Consider the following 15,250-nt stretch of genomic DNA (forward strand, 5'->3'; position numbering starts at 1 on the left):
GAATATGGGAAAGGGAAAGAACAAGTATTTCGATGTACACGGACCAGTTTTCTGGCCTGCTTCAATATTAATCGTCATTTTTATTGTGGTAACACTGATTGTCGGTGAACCAATGGAAAAGGTATTCGACAACATTCAAAATGGAATATCAGATTACGCCGGTTGGTTTTTGGTGCTAGCTACTAATTCATTTTTAATCTTTTGTATTGTTATTGGATTTAGTAAATACGGAAAGATAAAAATCGGTGGTGATGACTGCCAGCCTGAATTTAGTACAGGAGCCTGGTTTGCTATGCTCTTTAGTGCTGGAATGGGTATTGGAATTATATTTTGGGGTGTAGCCGAACCGATGTTTCACTATACCCAACCTCCTATAGAACAGGGAAGTCAATCGGAACTTGCAGAACAAGCTATGTCATTCAGCTTTCTGCATTGGGGGTTACATGCATGGGGCATCTATGCACTGGTGGGATTAGCCCTTGCCTTTTTTGCATTTTCCAGAAAACTACCACTAACTATCCGTTCAGTATTTTATCCTATGCTTAAGGATAAAATCTATGGTCCTATTGGCGATGTTATTGATGTTATTGCAGTTATTGCTACATTATTTGGTTTAGCCACTTCTCTGGGTTTTGGAGTACAACAGGTTAGTTCGGGAATGAATTATCTTTTCGACATCCCCGACACAGTCGTTACGCAAGTAATACTGATTGGTGTAATTACTTTAATCGCTACAGGATCGGTTGTATTAGGAATAGATAAGGGAGTTAAATTCCTAAGTGAATTAAATATTCGAATAGGTGCAGTCTTTTTAATATTCATTATTGTTGTTGGTCCAACCTTGTTTATACTAGACAGCTATATGGAAAACCTGGGGCATTACTTCCAGAAATTCTTTTTCCTGAGTACCTGGACAGAAGCCTATCAACCTACCGATTCTGCAGGATGGCAAAATAGCTGGACTGTATTTTATTGGGCATGGTGGATTAGCTGGTCTCCATTCGTTGGAATGTTCATCGCTCGCGTATCAAAAGGCAGGACAGTTAGAGAATTCATTATGGGTGTATTAATAGTTCCGTCGTTATTAACCTTTTTATGGATGACTGCATTTGGAGGAACTGGTATCTGGGTTGAAATGGCTAATCCAGGAATAATTAGCGAAAGTGTAATGGACAATGTTTCGACTTCTTTATTTGTACTACTCGAACAATTTCCTCTCGCAGAAATTGCCTCAGCGGTGGGAGTCATTCTGGTAATAAATTTCTTTGTAACTTCTTCGGATTCAGGATCGCTGGTAATTGACAGTATAACTGCCGGAGGAAAACTGGACGCTCCGGTTGGACAGCGAATTTTCTGGGCAGTATCTGAAGGAACTGTAGCAGCCGTTTTATTAATCGGTGGAGGACTGGGAGCTTTACAAACAGCAGCAATCACGACTGGACTCCCCTTCACCTTTGTATTGATATTGATGATGGTCAGTTTATTGAAAGGTCTTAAAAAAGAATATGCGAAATCCATTCAAATGGATAAGGAAACTGATATTAAAAAATACAGTGAGCGAATTGAAAAACTGATCAATAAAAGAAAAAAATACATCAGGAACAGGAAGAATCTGAATCAAAAAACAACTAAGCCATGACTCAGCTACTATTATTTTTAGACCTCAGTGAGATGGATATATCCATAATGCAAAGTGCATATCGGATTACCAAAAAAATGAAAGTAAGCAAAATTGGTCTATGTCATTATGTAGAAATCCAGGAACATGCTTATAGTATGGAATCATTTTATAATCATCCTGACAGACCAATAAAAAAGCTCATCGAGGAAGAATTAAATGAAATGGCTGCAGAATATAATCTCCCAACTGACATCTGCGAAACGATCGTGCACGACAAAGGAGGAAAAGAAGATCTGCTAAATAAATTAAATAATAGCGATTATTCCTTATTTGTTTTAGGTAAAAAAACTATTCATACAGGAACAGGAGCCTTTTCTGCGAAACTTTCAAGGATGATAGAAAAACCAATTCTATTTGTAACAGAATCTACCAAACTCGATCTCCAAAAAATTCTCATCCCGACAGAATTTTCTAAACACTCAAAAATAGCAGCAAAGCTTCTCGATGATTTTGAAGGATTTAAACCGGATGAAGTATATGTTCTTCACGTTTTCAGGATACCTCCTTCCTATTTTCCTTTTTTTGGTAAAAAATCGGAAAAACTCATTAAAGAAATTGAAAAGAAATCATCCAAAAAACTAGACTCTTTTTGTGAGAAGCAGTTAAAAGGATATGATGTACATAAGGTGCTTATCTATGGTGAAGATAAATCTATCTCCAAAGTCCTATATGATTATTGCAAAACGAATCAAATCGACTTGATAGTAATGGGTAAAAAAGGAAATACCGATGATGATGAAGACCTGATCGGTTCAGTAGCAGCTAAAATGATTCAAACAGATAAAGATATACCAGTGCTGCTTGTCGAATAAAAAAAGCCGTTCAATATGAACGGCTTATACAAATTTTTAAGGTAATTTATTTTACAAGTATCAAATATTCCCAGGGCTGTAGATTCAATGGTTGATCTACAGTTAGACTAACTTCTTTTCCTGTAAATTCATCACTATAATTACCAGCTACCGATGCGTCAGTTAAATTCATCACCTGGGGCTTTTCTGAGAAATTAAATATTCCGATTACCTGGTTTCCATTTTTCTCACGCTTAAACGCATAAACCTCTTCATCGTCGTTTATGTGAATTGTAATGCCTCCAAATTCACCTGCATGTAGAGCTTTGTTTTCAGTGTGAATTTCGATTAATTTTGTGAAAAATTCCTCGTAATTATTTTCATCAGACCAGTTTATTGTATCCTTATCAAAAAACTTTAATCTTTTATCCAAACCAGATTCTTGTCCACTATATAACATGGGAACTCCATATGCTGTAAAAGTCATAGCAGCAAATGTTTTATATCCTTCACCATATCTTTCAAACACTGTTCCTTCCCATGAATTCACATCATGATTTGTCGTCATAGTCAGCCTGAATGGTTTCCTTCCATATCTCTCCTGATCATTTTCTATATATTCAGCTATTTCTTTTCCTGGTTTCTTCCCTTCTCCAACTTCGTTGGTCACTCCAAGCAAACCCCAGGCATAGGTCGCATCAAATTCAAGATGGGCACGTGGTTCATCAACTTCTGCCAGCCAGAAAAGATCTTTCATCTGATCGATTTCTTTAGTTGCTTCCTCCCAAAAATACATTGGTATATCGTGAATAGGATGATCACACCTGAAACCATCGAGATCAGTTTCTGACACCCAATACTTCATTTCTTCGATCATCGCTTTTCTGGTCTCCGGATTCGTATGATCAAGTAATGCGATATCAGTCCAGTCAGCTTCATATACAATTTCACCTTTTTCATTTTGTGAATAAAACTCCGGATGTTCTGTGATCCATGGATGATCCCATGCAGTATGATTGGGTACCCAATCCAAAATAACTTTCATGTTCATTTCATGGGCTTTGTCAACCAATGCTTTAAAATCACCCATAGTACCAAACTCCGGATTTACAGTCTTATAATCCTGAATTGAGTAATAACTTCCAAGTTCTCCCTTTCTGTTTTTAACACCGATTGGCTGCACGGGCATTATCCAAAGCATATCGACTCCCATTTTATGGAGCCTGTCCATATCATCCATAAAGGCTTTGATAGTTCCTTCGGGTGTATGCTGCCTTATATTCACTTCATAGATAATATCTGAAGCTGCTTTTTCAGGATAAGAAGATTCGATTTTCTCTTCTTCTACATCATTATTGATATTCTGATCAGACTGGGTTTGTGTTTCACTATTACAGGAAGCTATAAATAGTGAAAGTCCGGAAAATAAATAAAATAATCTCTTCATGTTTACTTAGGTTATATTTGAAGAGAAGGAATATAATATTTTTTACCAATTTTTCCTTTTAAGTATACTGCAGTTCAAAAAAATGAGGGAAATATGGCAAAAAAAGACTGGAATGGAGGTGATTAATCTAGTTTTTTAAGTTTGATACGCACTTTAACGTCCATTTCCTGAGGGTTTCCGTCAACGGTTCCGGAACTCCAGGCTGGTCCGTTTTTCAATAACCTGATTGCCTCTTGAGTAAACTCATCACCGTCGGTCTTTTCTACTTCAATATTTCCAAGTTCACCTTTTTCAGTAATTGAAACAATGAGTTTAACAACAGCTTTATCTACTTCAGATCCTTCTGGAAATAATTGATTTTCTTTCACATAATTTCTTAATGCACGATATCCTCCCTCTGGTCTTGGTAATATGATTTCAGGTTCATAAAATTCTTCTTCACGACTAGTTCCATAACCTGTCACTACTACTTCACTTAATTCAGAAACATCCTCTGAAAGCATGACATTTATGAAATTATTATCCTTCTCAAGATCAATATTTTGAGAAACATATCCTACCGTAGAAATTAACAATTGTGAATCTATTGAATCTAAGAAAAGGGTGAAATTACCCTGAATATCAGTTACAGTTCCTTCTGCTGATCCCTGGATTACTACATTAACACCCGGAATACCTTCACCATCTTCTCCTACAACTTTCCCTCGTACACTTTTTATTTTAGAATTCTCACTTGATTTCTGGTTGTTTCTAGTATCAACTTCATTTTCAGAAATATCGACAGACTCTTCCCTGAATATTGCTGAAGGCCTTAAACTATAACTTTTTTGTTTTTTGAGATTATTATCCTGTAATTCAACACCCGCAACATTTTCTGACAATTCGATATTCAAATCGACCTCTTCTTCAGGTATTTCTTCATCATTCACCATCATTTCCTGTAGTTCTAAATCAGGTGTTTTTGATATCTTTTCCTCCTCATTTTCTATAGAAAAATCATTTTCTTCCTGATTTATATCCTCTGTTTGTGATGGTTCAGAGTAAGCAATTTCCTCTTCGGAATTCGTTTCTTTGCTTTCTTGAGATATAGAAACTGTCGAATCTAAAACAATGGCTGGCTCTTCCGGCTTTTGTGTTAGTTCCTTTACTTCTTTATTTTCAAAAGCAATCTTTTCAGTTTCAGACTGAGAATAATACCAAACTGAAACTCCTGCTATGGTTACAATTATTAATGATGCTGCAATAGAAAACCAGGGTATACCCGAAGAATGATCAGTCAGATTACCTTTAAGTTCTCTTACATCAGATTCAACTTCTTCTGTATTAAAACTTTCATAGCCTTCAATAGCATCAGACAAGAAAGGATCATCCAGTGCTTCACGCTCTATTTTATGCTCCTCTTTTGAACTCAGTTCTCCTCTGAGGTATTTCAATATGGTTTTAAAATCAATGCGCATGATTCTTACTGCGTAAAGCAGTTTCCATACATATTTTTAAATTTCTCTTACCGTTTTGAATATAACTTTTTACTTTTTTCAATTTTATTTTCAGTTCTTTTTCTATTAGACTGTAGCTTTTTTCCTGTAGAAAAAACATTTCGACACATGTTTTCTGTTCTGCTTTCAGTTTTTCTATGCACAACTTTAATTGTTCCAGATTATCCTCGAGTCGAATCTTCTCTTCAATATCATGATGCCCATTATCCGATAATTCCATAAATGCAAGATCCTTTTTTTCACCATTTACGAATAATTGAGGCTTTTCTCTCCTTACCCGCATTAAGGAAGCATTTTTTACTTTAACATATAGCCAGGAAGAAAAATTATTGATCTCATATTTCGCGAGATCTTCTTCTAGTTGAGCATAGACCTCCATCACAATATCCTTGGCATATTCCCTGTTCTTAAGATATTTAAGAGCTACACCATAGGCTTTATCGATATACCTGTCGTAAAGTATTGATATATATTGATGATCAGGTTTTATATTGAATTTTTCAATAATCTCCTGGTCTGAAAGTGACGATATGTTTTTGCGTTTTAGAAACAAGATCAAAAAATAACTCTCAAAAATTGAACCTTTTTAGGCGAAATCAAAAAAAATAAAACTTTTTTTATGGAATAATTCCAACCTCTGCATCATGGCTATGAACACTAAAAGCTAAAAGTCATGAAACGAATTTTTCCAATCTTAAGCGCAGTAATATTTTTACTTGCCTTTAATATCGAGAAGACACATAAAGTAAAGGGAGTAGTCACTGATCAAAGTGGCGAGGGCATACCCGGGGTAAACGTAGTAGAAAAAGGAACTACTAACGGAACAGTCACCGATATTTCCGGTGCCTATGAAATCACATTACCTGCTCAACAAGCAATTTTAACATTTTCTTCTGTAGGATATAAAACTCAGGAAGTTAAAGTAAAGGGTAGAAATGAGATAAATATTACCTTAAAACAAGATGTGAGTAAACTTAATGAGGTGGTCGTTACTGGAATGGCTGTAGAAATGGATGAAGAAAGAAAAGTAAGTAATTCCAGTATAAGAATCCGCGGAGTTGCATCAGGGGTAAACCCGCAGCAAAGTTATGTTATACAAAATGATCATTATACCAACCACAATACAGAAGATTATGCTGTAATCAATGAAAACCAATTTCATAAACCTGAAGACCAACCTCTGTCTACATTCAGTATTGATGTTGATGCGGCTTCATACAGCAATGTCAGACGATATTTAAATAATGGACTTAAACCACCAACAGATGCCGTCAGAATTGAAGAGATGATCAATTATTTCAATTATGATTACAAAGAACCTACTGATGAGCATCCCTTTAGTATAAATACAGAAATAGCTGATTGCCCATGGCAGGAAGGTCATTATTTACTTCACGTAGGATTACAGGGAAAAAGAATCCCTAAAGAAAATATCCCGGCATCCAACCTGGTTTTCCTGATTGATGTGAGTGGTTCTATGGGCCAAACTAACAAACTACCATTGCTAAAAAGTGCGTTTAAAATGTTAGTGGAAGAACTACGTCCCGAGGACAGAGTTGCGATCGTGGTTTATGCAGGTGCTGCCGGCATGGTACTACCTTCTACTTCAGGATCTGATAAAGAACAAATTATTAAAGCCCTGGATAATTTAAATGCCGGTGGATCCACTGCAGGTGGGGCTGGAATAAAACTTGCTTATAAAATCGCTGAAGAAAACTTTATTGAAGACGGAAATAACCGCATTATCCTGGCTACTGATGGAGACTTTAATGTCGGTCAGAGCAGTAATGGTTTTCTTGAAAATCTAATTGTTGAAAAAAGAAAATCAGGGGTTTTCTTAACTACTTTAGGTTTTGGGATGGGTAATTATAAAGATGATAAAATGGAAATCCTTGCTGATAAAGGAAATGGTAATTATGCCTATATCGATAATATTTCTGAAGCTAAAAAGGTATTTGTCAATGAATTCGGGGGTACGATGTTCACTATCGCCAAAGATGTAAAGATCCAGATAGAGTTCAACCCGGAAAAAGTAGCCGGTTATCGTTTGATCGGATATGAAAACCGGAAATTAAATGCTGAAGATTTCAATGATGATAAAAAAGACGCCGGCGAATTAGGTTCAGGTCATTCAGTAACTGCTATTTACCAGGTCATTCCAATCGGTGGGCCTGCCGATGACTTTTTAAAGTCAGTCGATGATCTTAAATATCAAAAAGGTAAATCTAAAGGTCGTAAATATTCTGATGAATGGGCTACAGTTAAATTCAGATATAAAAAGCCCAATGGATTTAAAAGTATATTAATGACTCAGGCCATCGATATAACTCCGGGATCATTCGAAGAAACCTCAGATGATTTCAGGTTTTCTGCTGCTGTAGCATCGTTTGGATTATGGTTAAGAGAAAGTGATTTTATGGGAGAAAGTAATCCCGAGATGGTTGTAAATATTGCTAAAGAATCCCTGGGAAAAGACGAATTCGGTTACAGACACGAATTTCTAAAAATGGTCCGGTCATCTAAGTATATGGCTAAGATGGATTGATTTTAATAATAAACTTTTATAAATAGGGCCATTTGAAAGAATGGCCCTATTTTTTTGTAAATTCAGGTAAGATCAATCTATAAAAATGAATAGACACATTGGGTTTTTAATTTGCTTTATAATTAATGCTACGTACGTTTATAGTCAAACTGAAAATCTGATTATAAATATTAAAAATATCAAAACTAAATCAGGAGAAATCCAGGTATCAGTATATAACAAAAAAATAAATTCCTTTCAACTTCAGATATATATAAATACGATATTTTCTCTCCCTCCAACTCAAAAGAAACTGTAAAATTTTCCCTGCCACCCGGGGAGTATGCTGTTGCTACTTATCATGATATTGACAAAAATGGCAAGATGAACAAAAATATTATTGGCATTCCAAAGGAGCCATATGGATTTTCAAATAACTTCACTTTAAAAATATCTGCCCCTAAATTCAAAGACTGTAAATTTGAAATTAAACCAGGTGAGATAACCAGTATTGAAATCGAATTGAGCAAGTATTAGAAAAAAATACTGGTTTTCTTCAAACAATAAATGCGCTATTTGATTTTAATAGTGTGTTTAAAAAAGCAATCATATTAATATCCGTAATTCTGATCAGCACAGGCTTTGTCTCAAATAAAAATGATGACAGAGGCGAACTTGTAATTATCATTTCTAATATTCAAGATCTTTCAGGTAAACTAAGGATTTCTGTTTATAACCAGGAGAATGAATTTTTATCGGAATCTGATTTATATAAATATCACATCGAAAATGTCACGTCCAAAGACCTCAAAATATTTTTTAAATTACCGGAAGATGCTTATGCAATTGCAGTTCACCATGACCTGAATGAAAATGGCGAAATGGATAAAAATATAATCGGAATCCCTAAAGAACCATTTTGCTTTTCTAATAACGTGTGGCCTAAAATAAAAGCTCCTGAATTCGAAGAATGTATGATTAATTTACGGAGAGGGGAAATCAAAGAAATACAACTCAATCTGGATACATATTAAAAATTTTATAATACTCACCCCTTATTTACTCTGTTATGTAGGGTTAATTCACTAAATTAATAAGTGTCTAACTCAAAACATTAACAAATGGGTAAATACATCCTTTCCCTGGATGCTGGCACAACTAGTAACAGGGCAATCCTATTTAATTATTCCGGTAAAATTGAAAGGATATCTTCAAGAGAATTTGAACAGATCTTTCCACAATCAGGATGGGTGGAGCACAATCCGGAAGAAATTTGGGCAACACAAAAATTTGTAGTGAGAGATGTGATCAAAAAACACCATATTTCTGCCAGCAATATAGATTCAATAGGAATAACGAATCAACGAGAAACCACAATTATCTGGGACAAAGAAACTAGTCAGCCAGTATATAATGCGATCGTTTGGCAAGACAGACGAACTGCTCAATATTGTGATAAACTTAAAGAAGCCGGACATACTGAAACGATTCATAAAAAAACCGGACTACTAATTGATGCTTATTTTTCAGCATCTAAGATCAAATGGATATTAGACAATGTTGACGGAGCAAGGGAAAAAGCTGAACAGGGAAAACTGGCTTTTGGTACTGTTGACACCTGGCTTTTATGGAGATTAACTCATGGTAATGTTCACGCTACAGACGTTACTAATGCTTCCCGCACAATGCTTTACAACATCCATGACCTTAAATGGGACAAAGAGTTATTAGAAATATTTGACATCCCTGAAAGTCTCCTACCTGACGTAAAGCCAACCAGTGTGGAATATGGAAAGACTATAAAAGATCATTTTGGTGCTGAAATACCTATTGCAGGCATGATTGGAGACCAGCAAGGCGCACTTTTTGGCCAGATGTGCATTGAAAAAGGTATGACAAAAAACACCTACGGAACAGGATGCTTTGTTGTAATGAACACCGGTAAAGAAGCCATCATTTCAAAGAATAATTTATTAACCACCATTGCCTGGCAATTAGATGGAAAAGTGAATTATGCCCTGGAAGGAAGCATTTTTATTGGTGGTGCGGTAGTTCAATGGCTAAGAGATCAATTGCAGATTATTCGAAATTCTTCTGAGATTGAAAACCTGGCTTTAACTGTAGAGGATAATGGAGGTGTTGTGTTCGTTCCTGCATTTGTCGGCCTGGGAGCTCCTCACTGGGATCAATATGCAACCGGTACAATTATCGGTCTAACCCGGGGAACGGGAAAAGCTCATATTGCAAGAGCAGCTTTAGAAAGTATTGCATTACAATCTATGGACGTGATATCAACTATGGTCAAGGATTCAGAAATAGAAATAGTTGATCTGAGAGTTGACGGAGGTGCTGCTGTTAATAACTTGCTAATGCAAATCCAATCTGACCTAATCGGTCAAAAAGTTGTACGTCCGGCTATTACTGAAACAACTGCATTAGGGGCAGCATATATGGCAGGCCTCGCAACCGGATTTTGGTCTGGAATTGAAGAAATCCGGAAACTTTGGGAAACAGAAAAGACCTTTGAACCTCAGCATCAAAAGGAACATGTAAAAACAACCCTTAGAAACTGGAAGAAAGGACTCGAAAGAGCCAAAAACTGGAATAATTAAAAGCGAGTCTGATGAAACGAGAAAAACAATTAAAAAAATTAGCGGGTAATCCAGATCCATGGGATGTATTAATTATCGGAGGTGGAGCAACCGGTTTGGGAATAGCCGTTGACTCAGCATCCCGGGGATTCAAAACTCTATTATTAGAACAATCGGATTTTGCTAAAGGCACTTCAAGCAGAAGTACAAAATTAGTACACGGCGGAGTACGATACCTTCAACAGGGTGACGTTTCTCTTGTTCTGGAAGCATTAAAAGAACGAGGGTTAATGATGCAAAATGCTCCTCATCTGGTCAGGAATTTATCATTTGTGATTCCTTCATATGAATGGTGGAATGGGCCTTTTTATACAATCGGATTAAAAGTATACGACTTAATGGCAGGAAAACTTGGCCTGGGTCCCTCTAAAAGTATTTCTAAGGAAGAAACGATTGATGCATTACCTACGATATCCCAGCGTGATCTGCGAGGGGGAATCGTTTACCAGGATGGTCAGTTTGATGATGCCCGCATGGCAATTAGCCTGGCAATGACTGCCGAAGAATACAATGGTGTGTTATTAAACTACATGGAAGTTGTAGATTTATTAAAAGATGAAGAAGACTTAATGATCAAGGGTGTAACAGCTAAAGATCATGAAACCGGAAAAGAATACTCAATTTTTGCCAAATCAGTAATCAATGCCACTGGTGTCTTTGCTGATTCTATAAAGAAAATGGATGAGCCGGAGGTGAAACCGATGATCCGGCCTAGCCAGGGAATTCACCTGGTCTTTGATCAAAGTTTTCAACCGGAAAGTTATGCGATTATGGTTCCTCAAACATCAGATGGGCGAGTTATGTTTGCGGTCCCATGGTATAACAGAGTCGTCGTTGGTACCACTGATACTTTAATTGATAACATAGACCTGGAACCACAGGCATTAGAAGCAGAAATAGAATTTATACTTGAAACAGCTGGTCAGTATCTGTCTAAGAAGCCTACCAAAAAAGATATAAAAAGTATTTTCGCCGGGCTGAGGCCACTTGCTGCTCCTGAAGATGGCGATGAAATGAGCACAAAAGAAATTTCGCGCCACCACAAGGTATTAATTTCTCTTTCCGGGCTAATCACCGTGATTGGTGGAAAATGGACTACTTACAGAAAAATGGCTGAAGATGCTGTTGATAATGCTATAATGATCGCCGGTCTGGCAGATCGAAAGTGTATTACCGAACGATTGCCAATCGACGGATATGACAGGAATACAGAACCGGGTAGTAATCCGATGTCAGTATATGGAAGACATAAAGAGGATCTACTCGAAATAGAAACCAATGAACCTGAATATAACGGATGGCTGAGTGAGGAACTACAAATAAAAAAAGTACAGGTAGTCTGGGCAGCCAGGGAAGAAATGGCACAAACTGTAGAAGATGTGCTTTCCCGTCGTACAAGAGCTTTATTACTCGATGCCCGGGAAAGTATACGGATAGCCCCGAAACAGCTAAAATACTAGGAAAAGAACTCGGGAAAGATGAAAATTGGGTAAAAAATCAAATTGAAAATTATAACAAACTGGCTTCACAATACTATATTCAGGAATGAACGAATATTTTGCAGAATTTATCGGGACCTTTTTATTGATTTTATTAGGAAATGGCGTAGTTGCAAATGTTGTCCTGAAGGATACTAAAGGAAACAATAGTGGATGGATAGTCATTACTTTTGGATGGGGAATGGCGGTTTTCATTGCTGTCTTTATTGTTGGTCAATTTAGTGGTGCTCATATTAATCCCGCTGTAACTTTTGGGTTAGCATTATCAGGTCTTTTTGAATGGTCGAAAGTAATACAATATATCATCGCTCAAATGGCCGGAGCAATGCTGGGAGCATACACAATCTATCTCTTTTACCTGGATCATTTTAAGCGTACCCAGGATGGAGAATTGAAAAAGGCCTGCTTCTGCACCACTCCGGCAATTAGTAACAGATTCAATAATTTATTTTCAGAGATCATTGGAACATTTGTACTGGTATTCGCAGTACTTTATATGAGTAAACCATTATTAGAAATTGATGGAATCGAGTCTGCAAGAGTGGGTTTAGGTGCTCTGGATGCGTTACCGGTAGGGTTACTTGTATTTGGTATTGGCCTTAGCTTAGGTGGCACAACTGGATATGCTATTAATCCGGCAAGAGATCTGGGACCCCGGCTTGTATATTCATTTCTGCCTATACGAAAAAATGCTAAAACAGACTGGAATTACGGCATTATACCTGTGTTTGGCCCACTCATCGGAGCTGCAATAGCAACTGCTATCTTTTTATATATCAAATAAAAAGCCAGCGAAATAGTATCTCGCCAGCCTTTCGGTAAACTAACAGTGAAATTTTACTTGTTTATTAATTCCATCCAAAAATCACAGTAGGTAAAATCAATAATATTCCCGCTGCAATAACCATCAATATAAAAAGTGGCAACATCCACTTCAACCATTTTTCATATGAAACATTACCGATAGAAAGGACTCCCATCGTCACTGCGCTTGTTGGAATTATCATATTAGAAAGGCCATCTCCAAATTGAAAAGCCAGTACAGCTGTCTGCCTTGACACTCCTAAAAGATCACTTAATGGCGCCATAATGGGCATGGTTAATACAGCCTGCCCACTTCCGCTTGGAAGGAAAAAGTTTAGTAAACTCTGAACGACAAACATCATCTCAACAGAAATTGCTTTTGGCCATCCCTCTGCCAAAGAAGCTAATCCATGAAGGATAGTTTCAATGATCTTACCATCCTCGGCAAGGATCAAAAGTCCTTTACTTAATGCCACTACCAGTCCGGCTGTTAAAACATCCCCAGCTCCGGTTTTAAAAGCATCGACAGCTTCCTGAACGTTCATTCTGTTAATTATGGCAGATAATAGCCCCATACCAAAAAACACTGCCGCAATTTCATTTATATACCAGCCAAACTGGGTTACGCCAAATAAAATTATTGCTAATCCACCAAATAATAAAAAGAGTGTCACCTTCCTTACCGGAGTAAATTCAATCTTTTCAACCTGACTCTCCTTCCCAGTTTCAACTATGGCAGGATCGTAGATTTTCCGAGTATACCTCATTATATAAAATACAGCCAGGAATGTTAACACCACCCATACAATCATTCTATATTCATACCCGCTGAACATAGGCACTTCTGCGATTTCCTGCGCAATTCCAACAGTAAAAGGATTGGTAATAGCCCCTGCAAACCCTGCCCCTGCTCCAACAAAGGGAATAGCTATTCCGGTTATGGTGTCGTAACCCAGCGATTTTGCCATTGGAATAGTGAGCAAAACAAAAACAAGCACCTCCTCACTCATTCCAAAGGTTGCGCCCATTACTGAGAAAAATATAATTATCAAGGGTATGATTACTCCTTTTGCAGATGGGTATTTTTCACAAAACCTCACCAATGACTGCAGGGATGCAGTAACAGCACCGGTTTTATTAAAAACAGAAAAGGCTCCTCCTACAATAAGGATAAAACCAATGATTTGAGATCCACCAATAAAGCCTTTTATCGGAGCCATCAAGAAATCTAAAAATCCCTGGGGTTCTCCTCCACATAATGATACGTCCCGGGTATTAACACCTCCCGCTCACTCCCGTTTGAAAGAGTTATAATTTCCTTTTCATATTCGCCAGCAGGGATTATCCAGGTAAGAATTGTAAATAAGATTAAAAAACAAAATATTATTACCAGAGTATCAGGAACTCTTCTAAATTTCATCATTCGTATCTGTTGTGTGGTTTCAATTATTTCTGTTTGAGGTAAAATTTATCACCCGGAAGATAAATATCCAGAATTATTCCTTTCGTCCCAAGCTTTCCATTCTTTCTATTGACATTTTGATTGGAATTTTCAAAAGTAATCACCTGGCTTTCGCCAATTACCTCTGCAGAGTCTCCTTTAACTATTATTGCTGTTGACTCATCAATACCAACTCCAATTTCATCAGGAAAAGTCATTATTGCTGTAAACAACCTGTTATACCTGGATCTTTTAACAAAATGCTGATCGATAATCACCCCATCGATTAGAGCTAATCCTTCTGTCCAGTCAAAGTTTTCCTCTTCAAGATGCCTGTATGTCGGATAATAATCAGGGTATTTCTTTTCATCTCCGGTTATCATTCTTCGGCTTTGAACAGCAGCACCTGCAGATGTACCTGCTATCACAGCTCCTTCAGCATATCTGTCTCTAATTATATTCCCTATTCTCGTGCCAGCTATTCTTTGCATAAACCGTCTTTGATCCCCTCCTGAAATATAGATTAAAGAAGCATTAGCTAATGAATCGATTTGTGATTCTCTATAACCTGAAACAGAATCATATTCAACACCATAAACATTTTCATATCCCAGATCGCTAAATTGCTTAATAGCATACCAATTTGACGAGTCAGGCTCAATACTAGACATAGGAAGGGTCATGCCATAACCTGCAGTGTCAATTCCGGACTCGGTTACAATTCTTTTAATCATTTCCTCAGGCCTGCTTCCTCCACCTATAATTATCAATGCTCCTTTATTCAAATTAACCTGGGTAGTATCTGCCGAAGTACTTTCATTCACTGTGTTATTGTTTTGATCGTTGCTTTCTGTACAGGCATAAAAGAATAAGCAACTAAGAAACAGATAGATGTATTTCATGATTTGAATTTTAA

Annotated in this window: 14 protein-coding genes; 8 read left to right on the forward strand and 6 right to left on the reverse strand. The window is 37.0% G+C overall.

Translation table 11 applies throughout. The features are described from left to right. Positions 1-4: 4 nt before the first annotated feature. Both DCC35_RS17230 and DCC35_RS17235 read left to right on the forward strand, forming a co-directional pair. Positions 5-1,639: a BCCT family transporter gene (locus DCC35_RS17230; protein WP_137091973.1), complete on the forward strand. Its 1,635-nt coding sequence runs from the start codon at positions 5-7 to the stop codon at positions 1,637-1,639. Continuing rightward, entirely contained in the window at positions 1,636-2,493 is an 858-nt protein-coding gene (locus DCC35_RS17235) for a universal stress protein (RefSeq protein ID WP_137091974.1), read from the forward strand. Before DCC35_RS17230 ends, DCC35_RS17235 begins: the two co-directional genes overlap by 4 nt. Positions 2,494-2,539: 46 nt before the next feature. Here DCC35_RS17235 and DCC35_RS17240 read toward each other — a convergent pair whose 3' ends face one another. The 3 genes from DCC35_RS17240 to DCC35_RS17250 form a co-directional block, all read right to left on the reverse strand. Continuing rightward, positions 2,540-3,919, reverse strand: a complete 1,380-nt coding sequence (locus tag DCC35_RS17240) for an alpha-amylase family glycosyl hydrolase (RefSeq protein ID WP_137091975.1) — start codon at positions 3,917-3,919, stop codon at positions 2,540-2,542. Positions 3,920-4,041: 122 nt separating this feature from the next. Further along, positions 4,042-5,376 carry a carboxypeptidase-like regulatory domain-containing protein gene (locus DCC35_RS17245; RefSeq protein WP_137091976.1) on the reverse strand — a complete coding sequence of 445 codons (1,335 nt, stop codon included), beginning with the start codon at positions 5,374-5,376 and terminating at the stop codon, positions 4,042-4,044. Next, a complete protein-coding gene (locus DCC35_RS17250) occupies positions 5,366-5,968 on the reverse strand; it encodes an RNA polymerase sigma factor (protein ID WP_175402852.1) in 603 nt (200 codons plus the stop codon). The genes DCC35_RS17245 and DCC35_RS17250 overlap by 11 nt, the downstream gene beginning before the upstream one ends. A gap of 120 nt (positions 5,969-6,088) precedes the next feature. On the opposite strand from DCC35_RS17250, the gene DCC35_RS17255 reads away from it, so the two are divergent. From DCC35_RS17255 to DCC35_RS17280, 6 genes are all read left to right on the forward strand, one after another. Further along, a complete protein-coding gene (locus DCC35_RS17255) occupies positions 6,089-7,960 on the forward strand; it encodes a vWA domain-containing protein (protein WP_137091978.1) in 1,872 nt (623 codons plus the stop codon). 264 nt (positions 7,961-8,224) lie between these two features. Further along, entirely contained in the window at positions 8,225-8,476 is a 252-nt protein-coding gene (locus DCC35_RS17260; protein WP_394347742.1) for a DUF2141 domain-containing protein, read from the forward strand. Positions 8,477-8,529: 53 nt separating this feature from the next. Then, entirely contained in the window at positions 8,530-8,973 is a 444-nt protein-coding gene (locus tag DCC35_RS17265) for a DUF2141 domain-containing protein (RefSeq protein ID WP_175402853.1), read from the forward strand. 87 nt (positions 8,974-9,060) lie between these two features. Continuing rightward, positions 9,061-10,551, forward strand: a complete 1,491-nt coding sequence (gene glpK, locus DCC35_RS17270; RefSeq protein WP_137091980.1) for a glycerol kinase GlpK — start codon at positions 9,061-9,063, stop codon at positions 10,549-10,551. A gap of 11 nt (positions 10,552-10,562) precedes the next feature. Further along, positions 10,563-12,050, forward strand: a complete 1,488-nt coding sequence (locus DCC35_RS17275; RefSeq protein WP_217495872.1) for a glycerol-3-phosphate dehydrogenase/oxidase — start codon at positions 10,563-10,565, stop codon at positions 12,048-12,050. Positions 12,051-12,135: 85 nt separating this feature from the next. Beyond that, complete coding sequence (locus DCC35_RS17280) at positions 12,136-12,873, forward strand: MIP/aquaporin family protein (protein ID WP_137091981.1); 738 nt, start codon at positions 12,136-12,138, stop codon at positions 12,871-12,873. 64 nt (positions 12,874-12,937) lie between these two features. On the opposite strand, the gene DCC35_RS17285 is transcribed toward DCC35_RS17280, so the two are convergent. From DCC35_RS17285 to DCC35_RS17290, 3 genes are read right to left on the reverse strand one after another with little or no spacing between them, the layout of a single operon-like run. Continuing rightward, positions 12,938-14,113, reverse strand: a complete 1,176-nt coding sequence (locus tag DCC35_RS17285; RefSeq protein WP_217495873.1) for a YfcC family protein — start codon at positions 14,111-14,113, stop codon at positions 12,938-12,940. An 8-nt stretch (positions 14,114-14,121) separates the two neighbouring features. After that, entirely contained in the window at positions 14,122-14,316 is a 195-nt protein-coding gene (locus DCC35_RS21615) for a hypothetical protein (protein WP_217495874.1), read from the reverse strand. A gap of 23 nt (positions 14,317-14,339) precedes the next feature. Then, positions 14,340-15,236: a cyanophycinase gene (locus tag DCC35_RS17290; RefSeq protein ID WP_137091982.1), complete on the reverse strand. Its 897-nt coding sequence runs from the start codon at positions 15,234-15,236 to the stop codon at positions 14,340-14,342. Positions 15,237-15,250 lie beyond the last annotated feature (14 nt).

Source organism: Mangrovivirga cuniculi, from assembly GCF_005166025.1.
GTDB lineage: Bacteria > Bacteroidota > Bacteroidia > Cytophagales > Cyclobacteriaceae > Mangrovivirga > Mangrovivirga cuniculi.

What these genes read in the sequence shown, in the direction of transcription:
- DCC35_RS17230 (WP_137091973.1), top strand. Translation starts at nt 5, where the DNA reads ATGGGAAAGGGAAAGAACAAGTATTTCGATGTACACGGACCAGTTTTC.
- DCC35_RS17235 (WP_137091974.1), top strand. Translation starts at nt 1,636, where the DNA reads ATGACTCAGCTACTATTATTTTTAGACCTCAGTGAGATGGATATATCC.
- DCC35_RS17240 (WP_137091975.1), bottom strand. Translation starts at nt 3,919, where the DNA reads ATGAAGAGATTATTTTATTTATTTTCCGGACTTTCACTATTTATAGCT.
- DCC35_RS17245 (WP_137091976.1), bottom strand. Translation starts at nt 5,376, where the DNA reads ATGCGCATTGATTTTAAAACCATATTGAAATACCTCAGAGGAGAACTG.
- DCC35_RS17255 (WP_137091978.1), top strand. Translation starts at nt 6,089, where the DNA reads ATGAAACGAATTTTTCCAATCTTAAGCGCAGTAATATTTTTACTTGCC.
- glpK (WP_137091980.1), top strand. Translation starts at nt 9,061, where the DNA reads ATGGGTAAATACATCCTTTCCCTGGATGCTGGCACAACTAGTAACAGG.
- DCC35_RS17275 (WP_217495872.1), top strand. Translation starts at nt 10,563, where the DNA reads ATGAAACGAGAAAAACAATTAAAAAAATTAGCGGGTAATCCAGATCCA.
- DCC35_RS17280 (WP_137091981.1), top strand. Translation starts at nt 12,136, where the DNA reads ATGAACGAATATTTTGCAGAATTTATCGGGACCTTTTTATTGATTTTA.
- DCC35_RS17285 (WP_217495873.1), bottom strand. Translation starts at nt 14,113, where the DNA reads ATGGCTCCGATAAAAGGCTTTATTGGTGGATCTCAAATCATTGGTTTT.
- DCC35_RS21615 (WP_217495874.1), bottom strand. Translation starts at nt 14,316, where the DNA reads ATGATGAAATTTAGAAGAGTTCCTGATACTCTGGTAATAATATTTTGT.
- DCC35_RS17290 (WP_137091982.1), bottom strand. Translation starts at nt 15,236, where the DNA reads ATGAAATACATCTATCTGTTTCTTAGTTGCTTATTCTTTTATGCCTGT.